Annotated in this window: 14 protein-coding genes; 12 read left to right on the top strand and 2 right to left on the bottom strand. The window is 57.2% G+C overall.

What is annotated here, in order from left to right; translation table 11 throughout:
- The 6 genes from QZ511_RS13820 to ispH all read left to right on the top strand — a co-directional run.
- Positions 1–572, top strand: a 572-nt coding sequence (locus QZ511_RS13820; RefSeq protein ID WP_295803191.1) for a lipid II flippase MurJ, incomplete at its 5' end; no start/stop codon positions are given.
- Between the two features lie 75 nt (positions 573–647).
- On the top strand, positions 648–1,622 hold the full coding sequence (gene ribF, locus QZ511_RS13815; protein ID WP_295803189.1) for a bifunctional riboflavin kinase/FAD synthetase: 975 nt from the start codon (positions 648–650) through the stop codon (positions 1,620–1,622).
- A gap of 470 nt (positions 1,623–2,092) precedes the next feature.
- Positions 2,093–4,897 carry an isoleucine--tRNA ligase gene (ileS, locus tag QZ511_RS13810; protein ID WP_295803187.1) on the top strand — a complete coding sequence of 935 codons (2,805 nt, stop codon included), beginning with the start codon at positions 2,093–2,095 and terminating at the stop codon, positions 4,895–4,897.
- Positions 4,890–5,408 (top strand): signal peptidase II, encoded by a 519-nt coding sequence (gene lspA / locus QZ511_RS13805; RefSeq protein ID WP_295803185.1) that lies wholly within the window; start codon positions 4,890–4,892, stop codon positions 5,406–5,408. Before ileS ends, lspA begins: the two co-directional genes overlap by 8 nt.
- An 11-nt stretch (positions 5,409–5,419) precedes the next feature.
- Positions 5,420–5,860, top strand: coding sequence for a peptidylprolyl isomerase (locus tag QZ511_RS13800; RefSeq protein ID WP_295803184.1), 441 nt, complete (start codon positions 5,420–5,422; stop codon positions 5,858–5,860).
- A gap of 31 nt (positions 5,861–5,891) precedes the next feature.
- Positions 5,892–6,827 (top strand): 4-hydroxy-3-methylbut-2-enyl diphosphate reductase, encoded by a 936-nt coding sequence (gene ispH / locus QZ511_RS13795; protein ID WP_295803182.1) that lies wholly within the window; start codon positions 5,892–5,894, stop codon positions 6,825–6,827.
- A 9-nt stretch (positions 6,828–6,836) separates the two neighbouring features.
- Here the strand turns inward: ispH and QZ511_RS13790 are convergent, their stop codons facing one another.
- Entirely contained in the window at positions 6,837–7,367 is a 531-nt protein-coding gene (locus QZ511_RS13790; protein ID WP_295803180.1) for a GspH/FimT family protein, read from the bottom strand.
- 321 nt (positions 7,368–7,688) lie between these two features.
- Between QZ511_RS13790 and QZ511_RS13785 the strand changes: the two genes are divergently transcribed.
- Genes QZ511_RS13785 through QZ511_RS13760 form a run of 6 tightly spaced genes read left to right on the top strand, consistent with a single transcriptional unit; the run spans position 7,689 to position 14,981 of the window.
- Positions 7,689–8,225 carry a GspH/FimT family pseudopilin gene (locus QZ511_RS13785; protein ID WP_295803178.1) on the top strand — a complete coding sequence of 179 codons (537 nt, stop codon included), beginning with the start codon at positions 7,689–7,691 and terminating at the stop codon, positions 8,223–8,225.
- 16 nt (positions 8,226–8,241) lie between these two features.
- The gene (pilV, locus tag QZ511_RS13780) at positions 8,242–8,667 is read left to right on the top strand and encodes a type IV pilus modification protein PilV (protein WP_295803177.1); all 426 of its coding nucleotides are present in this window, start codon (positions 8,242–8,244) and stop codon (positions 8,665–8,667) included.
- Between the two features lie 13 nt (positions 8,668–8,680).
- On the top strand, positions 8,681–9,745 hold the full coding sequence (locus QZ511_RS13775; protein ID WP_295803175.1) for a PilW family protein: 1,065 nt from the start codon (positions 8,681–8,683) through the stop codon (positions 9,743–9,745).
- Between the two features lie 29 nt (positions 9,746–9,774).
- A complete protein-coding gene (locus tag QZ511_RS13770) occupies positions 9,775–10,323 on the top strand; it encodes a PilX N-terminal domain-containing pilus assembly protein (protein WP_295803173.1) in 549 nt (182 codons plus the stop codon).
- 27 nt (positions 10,324–10,350) lie between these two features.
- On the top strand, positions 10,351–14,544 hold the full coding sequence (locus QZ511_RS13765; protein ID WP_295803171.1) for a PilC/PilY family type IV pilus protein: 4,194 nt from the start codon (positions 10,351–10,353) through the stop codon (positions 14,542–14,544).
- Between the two features lie 14 nt (positions 14,545–14,558).
- On the top strand, positions 14,559–14,981 hold the full coding sequence (locus QZ511_RS13760) for a type IV pilin protein (protein ID WP_295803169.1): 423 nt from the start codon (positions 14,559–14,561) through the stop codon (positions 14,979–14,981).
- 53 nt (positions 14,982–15,034) lie between these two features.
- On the opposite strand, the gene QZ511_RS13755 is transcribed toward QZ511_RS13760, so the two are convergent.
- Positions 15,035–15,294: helix-turn-helix domain-containing protein (locus tag QZ511_RS13755; protein ID WP_295803167.1), on the bottom strand; the 260-nt coding region annotated here is incomplete at its 5' end.

Below are 15,294 nucleotides of genomic sequence, written 5' to 3'. Positions count from 1 at the left end.
TGCTTGCCGAGCCGCTGCTCACGGTACTGTTTCAGTACGGCAATATGACGCCGCGGGATATGCAGATGGCCGCCTGGTCCCTGCGGGCCTATACGTTTGGTCTGCTGGCGTTCATGCTGATCAAGGTGCTGGCCCCGGGCTATTTCGCCCGCCAGGATACGGTGACACCGGTGCGCTTCGGCCTGATCGCCATTGCCTCGAAAATGGTGCTGAGCCTGCTGTTCGTGGTACCCCTGCATATCTACTTCAAACTCGGGCATATGGGGCTGGCCATGGCCACCGCCGGTCAGGCCGCGATCAATGCCTGGCTGCTGTACCGGGGACTGCGCCACAGTGACGTGTACAGCCCGGAACCGGGGTGGGGTACCTACCTGCTGCGCCTGCTGCTGGCGAACCTGACGATGGCGGCGGTGCTGCTGGGGCTGCTTTACCTGTGGCCGCACTGGCACGACTGGAACTGGTGGCAGCGCGCCTGGCGCATGGGGGCGCTGGTGGCAGCGGGCGCCACCACCTTCGGGGGGGTACTGCTGGCCAGCGGCCTGAGGCCGCGGCATTTCCGGGCCACTTCATGAGCCAGCGGGATCCCCAGAAGGCCGCCAAATCCGTTATACTGCGCCGCTTGATTTTGCAAGGGTGAGTGAAGCACTGTGACCGAGCACCGGGAGCTGATTCGCGGGTTGCACAACCTGCAGCCGCGCCACCGCGGATGTGTGGCGACCATCGGTTCATTTGATGGTGTCCACCTGGGGCACCAGGCGATCATTTCCCAGTTGCGTGCACGGGCGTCGGAATACGGACTGCCCGCGGTCGCCATCATCTTTGAACCGCAGCCACACGAGTACTTCTCCGGGGAAAAGGCGCCGGCGCGCCTGATGCGGTTCAAGGAAAAAGTGCTGGCCCTGTTCGCTGCCGGCGTAGACCGGGTGTTGTGCCTGCAGTTCAATGAGCGCCTGCGCAACCTGAGTGCCGAGGCCTTTATCCAGCAGGTGCTGGTGAACGGCCTGGGTATCCGCCATCTGGTGGTGGGGGATGACTTCCGCTTCGGCTGTGACCGCAGCGGCGACTATGCCCTGTTGCAAAAGGTGGGCGCCGGGGCGAACTTTTCCGTGGAGGACACGGCAACACTCGAGATCGACGGCGAGCGGGTCAGCAGTACGCGGATCCGCAAGGCCCTGGAAAGCGCAGATTTTGCCCTGGCGGAAGCGCTGCTCGGCAAGCCCTACCGCATTACCGGCCTGGTTGCCCGCGGCCGCGCGCTCGGGCGGCAGCTGGGGGCGCCCACTGCCAATGTGCGACTGCACCGCTATCGCTCGCCACTGGTTGGTGTGTATACGGTGACGGCGAAGCGCACCAATGGCAGCCCGATGGCGGGCAGTTGTATGGAGGTGGCTGGCGTGGCCAACGTTGGATTCCGCCCTACTGTTGAAGGTGAGGGCGCCAAGCCACTGTTGGAAGTGCACCTGTTTGATTTCAGTGGTGACCTGTATGGCCGCGAAATTGCGGTGACCTTCTGCCACAAGCTGCGCGATGAAGAGAAATTTGAGTCACTGGATATCCTCAAACAGAAAATCGCGCAGGATATTGAAAATGCAAAAGCATGGTTTGCGAGTCGCAAGCCATAGAAATGAAATTTCCCATTCGTATCTGACGTTGTTCAAAATTCAGATGCGAAGGCAGAGCGCCGGGTACGGGTTTTCAGGAGCGGCGGCGACATGGATGTCGCCGCCGCAGCGCCCAGGGATGGGTTCACAGCGGTCCTGAAAACCCGTACCCGGTGCTCTGTCGCCACCGGGCCAGTTTGCTCGGTGCCCCGGACCTAGAAAGCGCTCTGTTTTAGGATCGGTGGCGCGGAAGCAATGGGTATCAGGTTTCAAAATCGCTGCGAGTACAGTCCAGCCGTTCCGCGCCCTCACGGCGCCTGCGGCCCATGTACGCTCCGGCGGTGACATCCCTGTCACCGACGGTTTTGAAACCTGATCCCCATTACTCCCGCTTCAATTCCCAGTTATGTACTTCGTAAGTGAAGTTGGAACAATGTTGGGGATGTTTGAGCAGCTATTTTTTGAATTGCTACAACCGAAGTAGATAACCAATGACCGATTACAAAGCGACCCTGAATCTGCCCGAAACCGACTTCCCCATGCGCGGCAATCTGCCGAACCGGGAGCCGGAGATTCTGAAAAAATGGCAAGACGGCAAGCTCTACGAAAAGATTCGCGAAGCCCGCGCGGGGCGCGAGCAGTTTATTCTGCACGACGGTCCTCCCTACGCGAATGGCGATATCCATATCGGTCACTCGGTTAACAAGATCCTGAAGGACATCATCGTCAAGTCGAAAACCCTGAGCGGCTTCGACGCCCCCTACGTGCCCGGCTGGGACTGCCACGGCCTGCCCATCGAGCACAAAGTGGAGCAGAAGGTCGGCAAGGCCGGCGTGAAAGTGGATCACAAGACCTTCCGCCAGAAGTGCCGCGAGTACGCGGCCAAGCAGGTCGAAGGCCAGAAGAAAGACTTCATTCGCCTCGGCGTTCTCGGCGAGTGGGACAACCCTTATCGCACCATGGACTTCCAGTTTGAAGCCGACATCATCCGCGCCCTCGGCGGTGTGGTGAAGAATGGCCACCTGTCCCGCGGCTTCAAGCCGGTCTACTGGAGCGTGGTGGGCGGTTCCGCACTGGCGGAAGCGGAAGTGGAGTACCAGGACAAGACCTCCTTCTCCATCTACGTCAAATACCCGGTTGCCGAAGAAACCGCGCTGGCCATCGCCGATGCCGCCGGTGGTCACGGTGGTGACGGCCAGCTGTCCGTGGTGATCTGGACTACCACGCCCTGGACCCTGCCTTCCTCCCAGGCGGTATCCGTACACGCGGACCTCGAATATGTCGTGGTGCAGGTGGGTAATGAGCGTTTGCTGGTGGCTGCAGAATTGAAAGATGCGGTGCTTGAAGCTGCAGGTCTGAGTGGTGAAGTGGTGGGGCGTATTCATGGCGCCGCACTGGAGCACCTGAAGGTCAATCATCCGTTCTACGACAAGCAGCTGCCGATCGTGCTTGGCGATCACGTCACCACCGACGCCGGTACCGGCTGTGTGCATACCGCGCCGGACCACGGTCCCGACGACTTCAATGTGGGCAAGCGCTACGGCATCGAGACCCTGAATTACCTCGACGATAACGGGGTCTACCGCGACAGCGTGCCGCTGTTTGCCGGTGAGCATGTGTATAAAGTGGACGGCAAAATTGTCGAGCTGCTGCAGGAAAAAGGCGTGTTGCTGCACCAGGACAAACTGGTTCACAGCTATCCCCACTGCTGGCGCACCAAGACTCCGCTGATCTACCGCGCCACCCCGCAGTGGTTTATCAGTATGCAACAGAACGACCTGCTGGATCACGCCCAGAAAGCCGCAGACGAAGTTCAGTGGATTCCCGGCTGGGGCAAGGCCCGCATCGATTCCATGCTGGATGCCAGCCCGGACTGGTGTATCTCCCGTCAGCGCACCTGGGGTGTGCCCATTGCGCTGTTCGTGCACAAGGAAACCCAGGAGATTCACCCGGACACCCCGGCGCTGATGGAAAAAGTCGCCGAGCGCGTGGAACAGGACGGGATGGATGTCTGGTTCGAGCTGGATGCGAAAGAGCTGCTGGGGGACGACGCCGACAAATACCAGAAAGTGACCGACACCCTGGACGTATGGTTCGATTCCGGCGTGACCCACTACGCGGTACTGGAGCGTCGCGAAGGTCTGCGCTTCCCCGCAGACCTGTACCTGGAGGGCTCCGACCAGCACCGCGGCTGGTTCCAGTCCTCCCTGAAGACTTCCATCGCCATCAACGACTGTGCGCCCTACAAGCAGGTGCTGACCCACGGCTTCACCGTGGACGCCCAGGGCCGCAAGATGTCCAAGTCTATCGGCAATACCGTGGCGCCCCAGGATGTGATCAATAAAATGGGCGCGGATGTGCTGCGCCTGTGGGTGTCGGCTACCGACTTCAGTGGCGAGATGGCGGTGTCCGATGAGATCCTGAAGCGCACCGCGGACTCCTATCGACGCCTGCGCAATACCGCGCGCTTCTTCCTGTCCAACCTGGCCGGTTTCGATCCCGAAAAGGACCTGCTGCCCGCGGAAGAGCTGCTGGCACTGGATCGCTGGGCGCTGGAGCAGGCGGCCAGGCTGCAGCAGGAAATCATCGATGCCTACGACCGCTACCAGTTCCACCAGATCTACCAGAAGCTGCATAACTTCTGCGTGGTGGAGATGGGCGGCTTCTACCTGGATATCATCAAGGACCGCCAGTACACCACCCAGGCGGACAGCGTTGCGCGCCGCTCGGCGCAGACCGCGCTGTACCATATCGTACAGGCGTTCGTGCGCTGGGTTGCGCCGATCCTGAGCTTTACCGCGGAAGAGCTGTGGCAGTTTGTGCCCGGTGCCGGCGGCGGCAGCGTAATGCTGGAAGAGTGGTACCAGTTGCCGGAGCTGCCGGCAGACGCGCAGATGGATGCGGAATACTGGGAAGCCATTGCCGACGTGAAAACGGCGGTCAACAAAGTGCTCGAAGAGCAGCGCGGTGCCGGCAATATCGGCGGTTCCCTGCAGGCGTCGGTGACCCTGTTTGCGGATCCGGCGCTGCAGCAGAAACTGGACGCGCTGAAGGATGAGCTGCGCTTCGTGCTGATCTGCTCCTCGACTTCCGTGCAGCCACTGGCGGATGCCGCCGGTGCCGAGGCTACCGAGCTGGCAGGCCTGAAAGTCGCGGTGCACAAGGTAGATGCCCCCAAATGCGGGCGCTGCTGGCACTACCGCGAAGACGTGGGCAGCAACAGTGCGCACCCGGAACTCTGCGGCCGCTGTGTAGAAAATGTAAGCGGTGCAGGCGAGGTGCGCCATTATGCTTAAGGTGTTTCAATCGCCGTGGCGCTGGTACCTGCTGGCGCTGGTGGTGATTGCGCTGGATGTGGTCACCAAGGTGTGGGCGGTGGAGCGCTTTATGTATGGCCCGGCCCTGCAGATCATCCCCGGTTTCCTGCAGTTCACCTATGCGGAAAACTACGGTGCGGCGTTCAGCTTTCTCGCGGATGCGGGCGGCTGGCAGCGCTGGCTGTTTGGCGCTATCGCACTGGTATTCAGCGTCGTGGTGGTGGTGTGGATTTCCCGTATTTCCCCGGCAAAGCGCTGGGAGCCGACCGCGCTGGCGCTGATTCTGGGTGGCGCGCTCGGTAATCTGTGGGACCGTATCGTGCTGGGTTATGTGCGGGATTTTATTTCCGTGTACTACGGCAACTGGCATTTCCCGGTATTCAATGTGGCGGACGTCGCCATTAGCGTGGGCGCGGCAATGCTGGTCATCGAACTGCTGTTTTTCAGTGATCGCGACAACAAGTCCTCGGAAAACAGCGCGGAAGTTTAAAGGCAGTATCTATGAGCAATAACGTGATCGGCGAACACAGCCGGGTAACCCTGCACTTCAGTCTCAAGCTGGACGATGGCTCCGAAATCGATTCCAATTTCGAAGGTGATCCCGCCACATTCATCGTCGGCGACGGCAATCTGCTGCCGGGGTTTGAGCAGGCACTATTTGGCCTCAAAACCGGTGATGAAGCAGAGATTGAAATCCCGCCCGAAGGTGCATTCGGGCAGCGCAACCCGGCCAACATACAGAAGGTCCGCCGCGACCACTTCTCCCCGGATATGGAGCTGGAAGAGGGGCTGGTAGTGTCTTTCGACAACGGCAGTGGTGAGTTGCCCGGTGTGATTCGCTCCATTGGCGAAGACGAGGTGGAAGTGGATTTCAATCACCCGCTGGCGGGGCAGACGGTTTTCTTCCACGTCAAAATTCTTGAAGTGGCTTCGGTCAACTGAACCGGCCGCGGAAACAAAAGGTTGTAACAGCATGCAGATTCGTCTCGCCAATCCCCGCGGTTTCTGTGCCGGCGTCGATCGCGCCATCGACATCGTCAATCGCGCACTGGATGTGTTCGGTGCGCCGATCTACGTGCGCCACGAAGTGGTGCACAACAAATTCGTGGTGGACGGCCTGCGCGAGCGCGGCGCGGTGTTTGTGGATGAACTGGATGAAGTGCCGGACGATGTGATTGTCATCTTCAGCGCGCACGGCGTGTCCAAGGTGGTGCAGCAGGAAGCAGCCGAGCGCGGCCTCAAGGTGTTCGATGCGACCTGCCCGCTGGTGACCAAGGTGCACATGGAAGTGAGCAAGTTCAGTAGCGACGGCAGCGAGTGCATTCTGATCGGCCACGAGGGGCATCCGGAAGTCGAGGGCACCATGGGGCAATACGATACCAGTAGTGGCGGTGCCATTTATCTGGTGGAAGACGAGTCCGATGTGGAAAAACTGCAGGTGCGGGACCCGGGTAACCTGACCTATGTTACCCAGACCACACTGTCCGTGGATGACACCTCGCGGGTGATCGACGCCCTGCGGGCCAAGTTTCCGGAAATCCGCGGCCCGCGCAAAGACGATATCTGTTACGCGACCCAGAACCGTCAGGATGCGGTAAAACAACTGGCGCTGGAGTGCGACCTGGTACTGGTGGTGGGTAGCCCCAACAGTTCCAACTCCAATCGCCTGCGGGAACTGGCGGAGCGCTGCGGCACCGACGCCCATCTGATCGATGGCCCCGATTGTATCGATGCCGGCTGGTTGCAGGGCAAAAACGTTATCGGCATAACCGCCGGTGCCTCCGCCCCGGAAGTGCTGGTGGAGCGCGTGATCCAGCACCTGCGTGACCTGGGGGCAAATGCCCCGGACGAGGTTGCCGGTATCCCCGAAAACATCAGTTTCAGCTTGCCCAAAGAGCTGCGCTCCTGAGCGAAGCTCTCAGCTTGCCGCCGCCTGTCTACACTCCTCGGCGGTGGCCCGGCTCTGCCGCACCCGCCCACTGCGTGCCAGCACCAGTTGGTATCCCTCGCCTCCATCCGCGGGGCAAACGGTAAAGGTTCCCGCCTGGAAGCCTCCGCTGGATACGGTGCCGGCAAAGCGACTCTCCCCGGAACCGATAAACGATACGTAGTTGGCGAGCGGGCTGTTGGCATATATGGATGCGCCTTGCAGGGCTCCGCTGCTGAACAGCAGTTCCTCGTTGGCGTCCCGAACACCGTCGAAATCCCGATCAAAAAATACTTCCCACCCCGCATTCCAGCTGGCCAGCCTGCGCATGGTCGCGCGCCGGTTGGCACTGATGGCTTTGCTGCGGGTGAGTTGTATAGCCTGGTACAGTTCGTCTGCAGCCGTGTGCGTGCGACTGGACTCGATCTGAGTGGTAAAGCTGGGGATACCGATAGCGACCAGAATCGCCAGTATGCTGAGCGTTATCAAAAGCTCGAGCAGCGTAAGGCCTCGAGAGTGCACTTTCCTTCCCTGGAATCGTTGGGTGTTATTTGAACTGTTGCCTTCCTGGCAACCGCCTGCCCCTCTGAATCTACCGCTTGTCGGCCATCAATCCATGGCCAGAAAGGGGCGTGTTAGTCTGCGAAAAAATTAACATCGGGCTGCGTGTGTATCCAGTGCCGGCACCGGGTTAAACCGCTTGCGGAAGAAATGTGTGCCAGTATTTGGTGGCAATTTGTACCAATTGGCGATTCGGGTGGTGACCTGAAATCGGTACTTTCACGCAGAATTTTTCCGGAAAAAGCATAAAAATTGTCCGCTTTCGTGACAGGGGAATTATCCATGGGGTTCAAACAGCGGGGGCTCACCCTGATTGAGTTGATGGTCACTCTGGCTGTACTGGCCATCATCGTTGCCATTGCCGTGCCCAACTTCAATACCATGATTGCCAATAATCGTGCGCTCACGCTGGGTGAAGACCTGGCTACCGCACTCAACTTTGCCCGCACCGAAGCGGTCAAGCGCGGTGCCCGGGTATCCCTGTGCGGCAGCACCGACGGTGCCAGCTGCGATGGCGGTTTCGCCAATAACTGGCTGGTGGTGGTGGATAGCGCGGCCTCCGATGACGCGGCGGCAGTTACCGTAGATACCGTGCTGCGTCAGTGGCAGGCGCCCGGTGCCAACGAAACCGTTGCCGCTACCCAGGGGGGCAATGCGGTGTCTTTCATTCGCTTTACCCGCAAGGGCATGCTGGGCCGCTCCGCCAATGGTGCGGTAACGGTAAATGCCAGTGCCAGCGGTTGCACGACTGCGCGGGATGTCACGGTGGGCCTGGCAGGTCTGCTGAATATGGGTAAAAGCACTAGCGGCTGCTCTTGAGATAAAGGAGTTAACTGTGAACAAGCAACAGGGTGCAGGGTTGATCGAGGTGTTGGTAACCGTGCTTATTCTCGGTACCTCACTGCTGGCTCTGGCGGCGCTGCAGAGTAAATCCCTGCAGTACAACCACAGTGCCTATCTGCGATCCCAGGCCAATATCCTCGCTTACGATATTCTCGACCGGGTGCGTATCAATCGCGCCAATATGTCTGGCTACTCGCTGGCAATGGCTGCGGACAAGCCGACCGGGTCCACGGTGGCACAGACGGATATGTCCGACTGGCTGACAAATATCGAAACCATGCTGCCCGGTGCCGACGGCTCCGTGCAGTGTGTTGCCGCCAGCGGCCTGTGTACCGTTACCGTGCAGTGGGCCGAGCAGAACAGTTCCGGTGAGCAGAGCGAAGATCAGGGCTCGTTCATCTATACCACCCGTATTTGAGGTCGCGATGCGCATGCGTAAGCAACAAGGTATTTCTCTGGTCGAGCTGATGATCTCCATCACCATCGGCCTGATTCTGATGACCGGTGTGGTACAGCTGTTTTTATCCAGCCGCGCCACCTTTTCCACCCAGCAGGCGCTGTCCCGGGTGCAGGAAACCGGTCGCCTGGCAATGGAGTTTCTCGCCGATGATATCCGTATGGCGGGTTATATGGGGTGCATGAGCCGCAATATGAGTTTCACCAGTACATTGAAGGATCAGAGCTCTTTTGCATTCAACTTTGGAGTTGGGATCGAAGGACTGGATGATTTTGACGGGACTGTTCCGACTGGATATCCGGCAGGGTTCTCCCCTCTTCTAGGTACGGATGTGCTGGTTGTCCGAGGTGCCAACGGCAATGGCGTCGGAGTGACTCGAAATAATGATAGTGGGCAATTATTTGCAGAAAATACCCGCGTGGCTGCATCCTGTGATGAGAAAGAAAAATCTTATAGCGGGCTTTGCGAAAACGACATCCTGGTGGTGTCTGATTGCTCCAAGGCTCGGGTTTTTCAGGCAACGAGTCTGCAAGATGTAAGCACAGGTGGTGTGGAGATTAATATTACGCATTCTTCAACTGGAACTCCTGGAAATGACCCCACTTCTTGGGGGGGCTCTTCGTCAAAAGATCCGAATGAAACTTTCGGCCCCGATTCCGAAATCATTAAAGTGAATGCATCCGCGTACTACATTGCCAACGGCACGTCCGGTGCGCCAAGTCTTTGGCAACAAATCAACGGTGGCACGGCGCAGGAGTTGCTGGAGGGTGTTCAGGATATGCAGTTGCTCTATGGCCGCGATACCTCCGGGGACAGCATTCCCGATACCTATCAGGAGGCCGATGTGATAACTGCAGCGGATGCCTGGGAAGAGGTGTCCTCGGTGCGGGTGCAGTTACTGGTGCAGAGTTCGGACGACAATGTACTGGAAGATGCCCAGCCCTATACCTTCAATGGTGTGACCAACAGCGCGCCCGGTGATCGGCGCTTGCGCCAGGTGTTTATCAACACCGTTGGCATTCGCAGCAGGCTTCCCTGATAACCAGATAAAGACCATTGGAAAATATGATGCAATCCAGTACTTCACACAGATCTTCCATCGGTTCGCTGAACAGCCAGCGGGGTATGACCCTGATAGTCGGCCTGATCATGGTGCTATTGATGACCCTGGTGGGGATGGCGGCGATCCGCGGCAGCAGTATGCAGGAGTTGATGGCCGGTAATATGCGCGACCGCAACCTGGCATTCCAGGCCGCGGAGGCTGGGCTGCGCCAGGGAGAGAACCTGTTGACCAATGCCACTATTCCCGCCTTTGACGGAACTACGCCTGGTCTGTACCAGGCCATGGATGATTCGAGCAATACCGGTTTCTGGGATGCCTATGGTTGGAGTGGCGCCTCTGCGGGTACCAACATGAGCCTGGAGTTTGTGGCCAGCCAGCCCCGCTATGTGATCGAGGAAGTGACCAGTACCGCGACATTGAGTGCGGATGGCGGCGCCATCGATTTTTCCAGCACCCTGAAGACCGAAGAAACCATTTTTTACCGGGTGACCAGTCGTGGAGAGGGCGGTACTGACGGTGCCGTTGTGATTCTCCAGTCAACCTACAAACGATAATACGGATTGCGAAGCAGAGAAGCAGATATGACTTTTTTCAAAAGTAAAACGAAATCGCTGATCAGAATCGCCGCCGCAGTGCTCAGCCTTGGCGTGGCGCACAGCGCGAACTCCCTGACGCTTGCGCAGTCCCCGCTATTCCTGGCGCAGCCGGTAAAGCCGATGGTTATGCTGAATATGTCAAATGACCATCAGCTGTACTTCAAGGCCTATGACGATTACACGGATCTCGATGAAGACGGTATCGCCGATACCACTTATATGAATGACTATGACTACTATGGCTATTTCGATAGCAATAAATGTTATAGCTACAGTTCCGGAAAATTCGTCCCGCAGAGCTTTACCGCCGACCATTACTGTGAAGCATTGAACGCCAGCTGGAGTGGTAATTTTCTGAACTGGGCGACTATGACCCGGATGGATGCGGTGCGAAAGATACTGTATGGCGGCTATCGTTCCACCGACGGTGACAAGGACGGCGATACGGTTCTGGAGCGTGCACTTTTACCTCACGATGCCCATTCGTTTGCCAAATACTACAACGGAACTGATATCGCAAAGTTAACACCGTACAGTGTCAGCGGTGGCGTCGACAGTTTAACCTCAGGTATTACTTTCTGTAATACCACAGATGGCTCGGGCTTTTCTCAAAGCGTAACCAGCTCCCCCAAAATTCTCGTGGCACCTGGCAATTACTCGCTGTGGGCGAGTAACGAGCGCTGGCAGTGTCGCTGGGGCAATGGCGAGAATGGCAATGATCCGGCCAAAAGCGGTATACAGGCTTATTCATCCAGCCCCAGTCATGGTGATGGTTGGGGCGACGGCGACGAGTTTGTCGCCCGTGTTCAGGTTTGTGTCGATGGTCTTCTGGAAGAAAATTGTCGCGCCTATCCGGACGGAAACAGCAAGCCCGCGGGCCTGATGCAGGAATACGGTGAAAAGGGGGAAATCCTGTTTGGCCTGATGACAGGCTCCTACGGGAAGAACAAGTCCGGGGGGGTGTTGCGCAAAAATATCGCCGACCTCAGCGATGAGATTGCAACCAGTACCGATGGCACCTTCAATGACGTCAGTGGCATTGTTAAAACCCTGGATCTGTTGCGCATTTATGGTTACGACTATGGTGATGGTACCTATAACAGTGACAGCAATGACAATTGTGATTGGGCGTTAAATACATTTAACGATGGCCGTTGCTCGAACTGGGGGAACCCGCAATCTGAAATTTATCTGGAATCGTTGCGCTATCTTGCCGGTGAGGCTGCATATAGCGGCTTTGCCTCCAGTGACTCGGGATATATTTCTGGCTTGAGCTCGCCTACGTGGGATGACCCGATCAGTAGCAGTAACTACTGCGCAGCCCTGAATATCATCCAGTTCAATGCGTCAAGCAGTTCATATGATGATGATTTTTCAAAGGCATCGGACCTGAACGCGATAGGGAGCGTGGATACCTGGGTGAATAAAGTCGGTGAGGCGGAAGGTATTCACGGCAATAACTACTTTGTCGGTGAAAATGCAAGCAACGCCGACCAGTTGTGTACGGCGAAAGGTATTACGAACTTTTCCGAGGTTGCGGGCACCTGTCCCGATGCACCCCGATTAGGCGGAACCTATGATATTTCCGGTCTGGCGCACTACGCCCGCAGTTCAAAAATCCGATCGGATTTCAATGTAGGTAATGTTACGACCTACGGTGTTGCCCTGGCCCCTGCCGTGCCGAAAGTAATAGTGCCCGTTTCTGATGATGGGAAAGCGGTCACGATTCTACCGGCATGTCGAAACAATCTGGTGGGGGGCAACTGTGCGATTGTCGATTTCAAGATTATCGAGCAATCCGCAGATGGCAAAAGCGGCACCCTCTACGTGAACTGGGAAGACAGTGAACAGGGGGGTGACTTTGACCAGGATATGTGGGGGCTTATCAAGTACAGCGCTTCCTCGACAGAGATTGATGTAACCACGCAGGTAATGGCCCAGTCGTCTGGTGACGCAATGGGCTTCGGGTATGTGATCAGCGGTACCACCCGAGACGGTTTCCACGTGCACTCCGGGATCAACGATTTCAGCTATACGCCAGCAAACTCCCTGGATAAAGCCTGTACAGCTGATTCTGGAGGAAATAGTAACTGTAATTGCCGCGCTGGTGAGGGCTACGGCGGTACAGAGGGCTCCTGTAACTACAATCACAATGACGCCAAGGCGACCACTGAAACCTATGTGATAGGAGCATCTTCGGGGGAGTTGCTCGAATCTCCTCTCTATTATGCGGCCAAGTGGGGCGGGTACCGCGATGACGAAAATGGTAACCCCCCCTCGCAAACTGAGATTGCGGCCTCAGAGCCAGAAACCTATTTCTACGCAATTGATCCCGCCGAACTCGAGGAGAGCCTCGGCCAGGCTCTGGAGCAGGTCGCAGCGGCCGCGGGTTCCGCCTCCTCGGTTGCAACCAACTCCACCCGCTTGGGTACCGATACCGTGATCTACCAGGCACTGTTCAACAGTGCAGACTGGAGCGGTGAGTTGCGAGCGCTGAATTTGAAGAAGGACGGCACCGTTGGCAGTACCAAGTGGGTGACGGATGATTCCAAATTCGACAGCGACAGCACTCGTAACATCGTCACCTACAACAATGGCGGTGTCGATTTTGTCTGGACAAACCTTTCCACGGCTCAGCAGGATGCATTGAAAGACGGCGGTACAGAACTTGTTGGCCAGGCACGTCTTAACTGGGTACGCGGTATGGATGTGCCGGGGTTGCGGGATCGCGATTCCTTGCTGGGGGATATTGTCAATTCGAGCCCGGTCTTTGCCGGTCGCAAAAAATATAACTTCCACCTGTTGTCGGAGGAGCTCGGTGGCTTGGCTTATGAGACCTACTACAGCGGTGAAAAGGCCAGCCGCCGGGAAGTGATTTATGTGGGCGCCAACGACGGTATGTTGCACGCGTTTGATGCCACTACCGGCGAGGAACAGTTCGCGTATATTCCTTCCGGCGTATACCCACAGCTGAAGAGCCTTTCTTCGCCCGATTATGGAACCAACTCCAACCCCCATGCCTACAGTATGGATGGCAAGCTGTTTGTCGGCGATGCCTATATCAATGGTTCCTGGAAAAATATCCTAGTGGGCTCGCTCGGTGCGGGTGGTCGCGGCATTTTTGCACTGGATGTCACCAACCCCGACGGCTTCGATGCCGGCGATGTTCTGTTTGAATTGACCGACGCGGAATTTCCCGGTATCGGAAATATCACCGGCGAACCGATTATTGCCCCGACCAACGACGGCTGGAAGCTGATTTTCGGTAACGGTTACAACTCGGAAAATACCCGCGCGCGCCTGTTCGTGGTGGACCTGGAAAATCCCAACTCTACGGAGACCGTTGTGATCGAGGCGAGCGATGCCGGCTCTAACGGCCTCGCCGGCCCCGCACTACTGACCAACGGTGACGGTGAAGTAGTAACGGCCTATGCCGGCGACCTGCTGGGCAATATGTGGAAATTTGACCTGAGCGGGAATAACTGGGGGGTTGCTTTCGGCAACAACACCAATCCTGCACCCCTGTTTACTGCGGTTGATCCCAACGGGGCGGTCCAGCCGATTACCGCCACGCCTACGCTGGGGCTCAATGCCAAGATGGATAATGCCATCATGGTCTATTTCGGTACCGGCAGTTACCTGAGCAGCGGTGACAATACCACAGGTAGTGTGATCAACAGTTTCTACGCGATTGCCGATCAGGATGCGGAGGTTGGTGGCCGCTCGGACCTGATGCAGAAAACGATCAGCGCCGAGGCCAGCGGCGTGCGCACTGTCGCGGACAATGACACAACCACCTGGTGGACCAATAAAAAAGGCTGGTATCTGGACCTCATCTTTGGTGGTAACGTAACCGGTGAGCGGATAATCAGCAAACCGCTGCTGGTCTACGATCGCCTGCTGTTCCCGACCATGATTACCTCCTCGGACCCCTGTTCCTTCGGCGGTAGCGGCTGGCTGATGGAGCTGGTTGCCGTTGGTGATCGTTACGAGGGGCACAGCATCTTTGGGGAAGACGGCCTGGAAGTAGATTACGCCGTGATCAGTTATTCAGAAATTATTCGCGGCGGCGAAAAAGCCTACTTACCTACCAGTAATATCAAGGGAGAGCTGGATGTGGAGGAGGGCGACTTCCCAATAGATGCGGTGGGCCGAATGTCCTGGCGACAGCTCCGTTAACGAGAGAAATGATAATGACAGTACCGAGTAAACAAAAAGGTTTTACCCTTATCGAAGTAATGATTGTGGTGGCGATCATCGGCATCATATCTGCGATCGCGTATCCTTCATACATGGAGTCTGTGCGCAAGAGTAACCGTGCCGATGGCAAAGCTGCACTGAATGATGTTTCACAGCGGCTACAGCGCTGCTTTACCGCTTACAGTGACTACACCCATGCAAGTTGCGCTGTGGGTCAAACATTGGATGGTGGCTCGATCAACTCCGGTGAAGGTATGTATACAGTGACAGGCAATCTGACAGCGACAACCTTTGCGCTCACTGCGGCTCCGGTTGCGGGTACTACCCAGGCTGGCGATACGAAATGTGGCAGCTTGACGCTGAATCAGGCCGGTGTGGAGGGGGCTTCTGGTTCGCTCGGCACTGCCTGCTGGTAAGTGTTGGCGAGCTTTCTTGAATTTTTAGAACAATAACCCGGCCTCGCGCCGGGTTATTCGTTTTCCAGCCCCAGCTTTTTCAACCGGTACCTCAATGACCGGAAACTGATCCCCAGCTTTTCCGCCGCCGCAGTCTTGTTCCAGTGTGTCTGGTGCAATGCCGTCTCGATGGCGTTCCGCTCTATGGTCTGCAGGAAATCGTCCAGGGTGTCGAATGCACTGGCGGCAAACTGTCCTGTATAAGCCTCGCGACGTTTTTCCGTTGCTTCGTTACAGGGGGCGGCGTGGTTCAGGTCGATGACGTTTTCCAGTT

Origin of the sequence: uncultured Microbulbifer sp., assembly GCF_913055755.1 — a bacterium.
Taxonomy (GTDB): domain Bacteria; phylum Pseudomonadota; class Gammaproteobacteria; order Pseudomonadales; family Cellvibrionaceae; genus Microbulbifer.
This window is presented reverse-complemented; position numbering and strand designations above follow the sequence as displayed.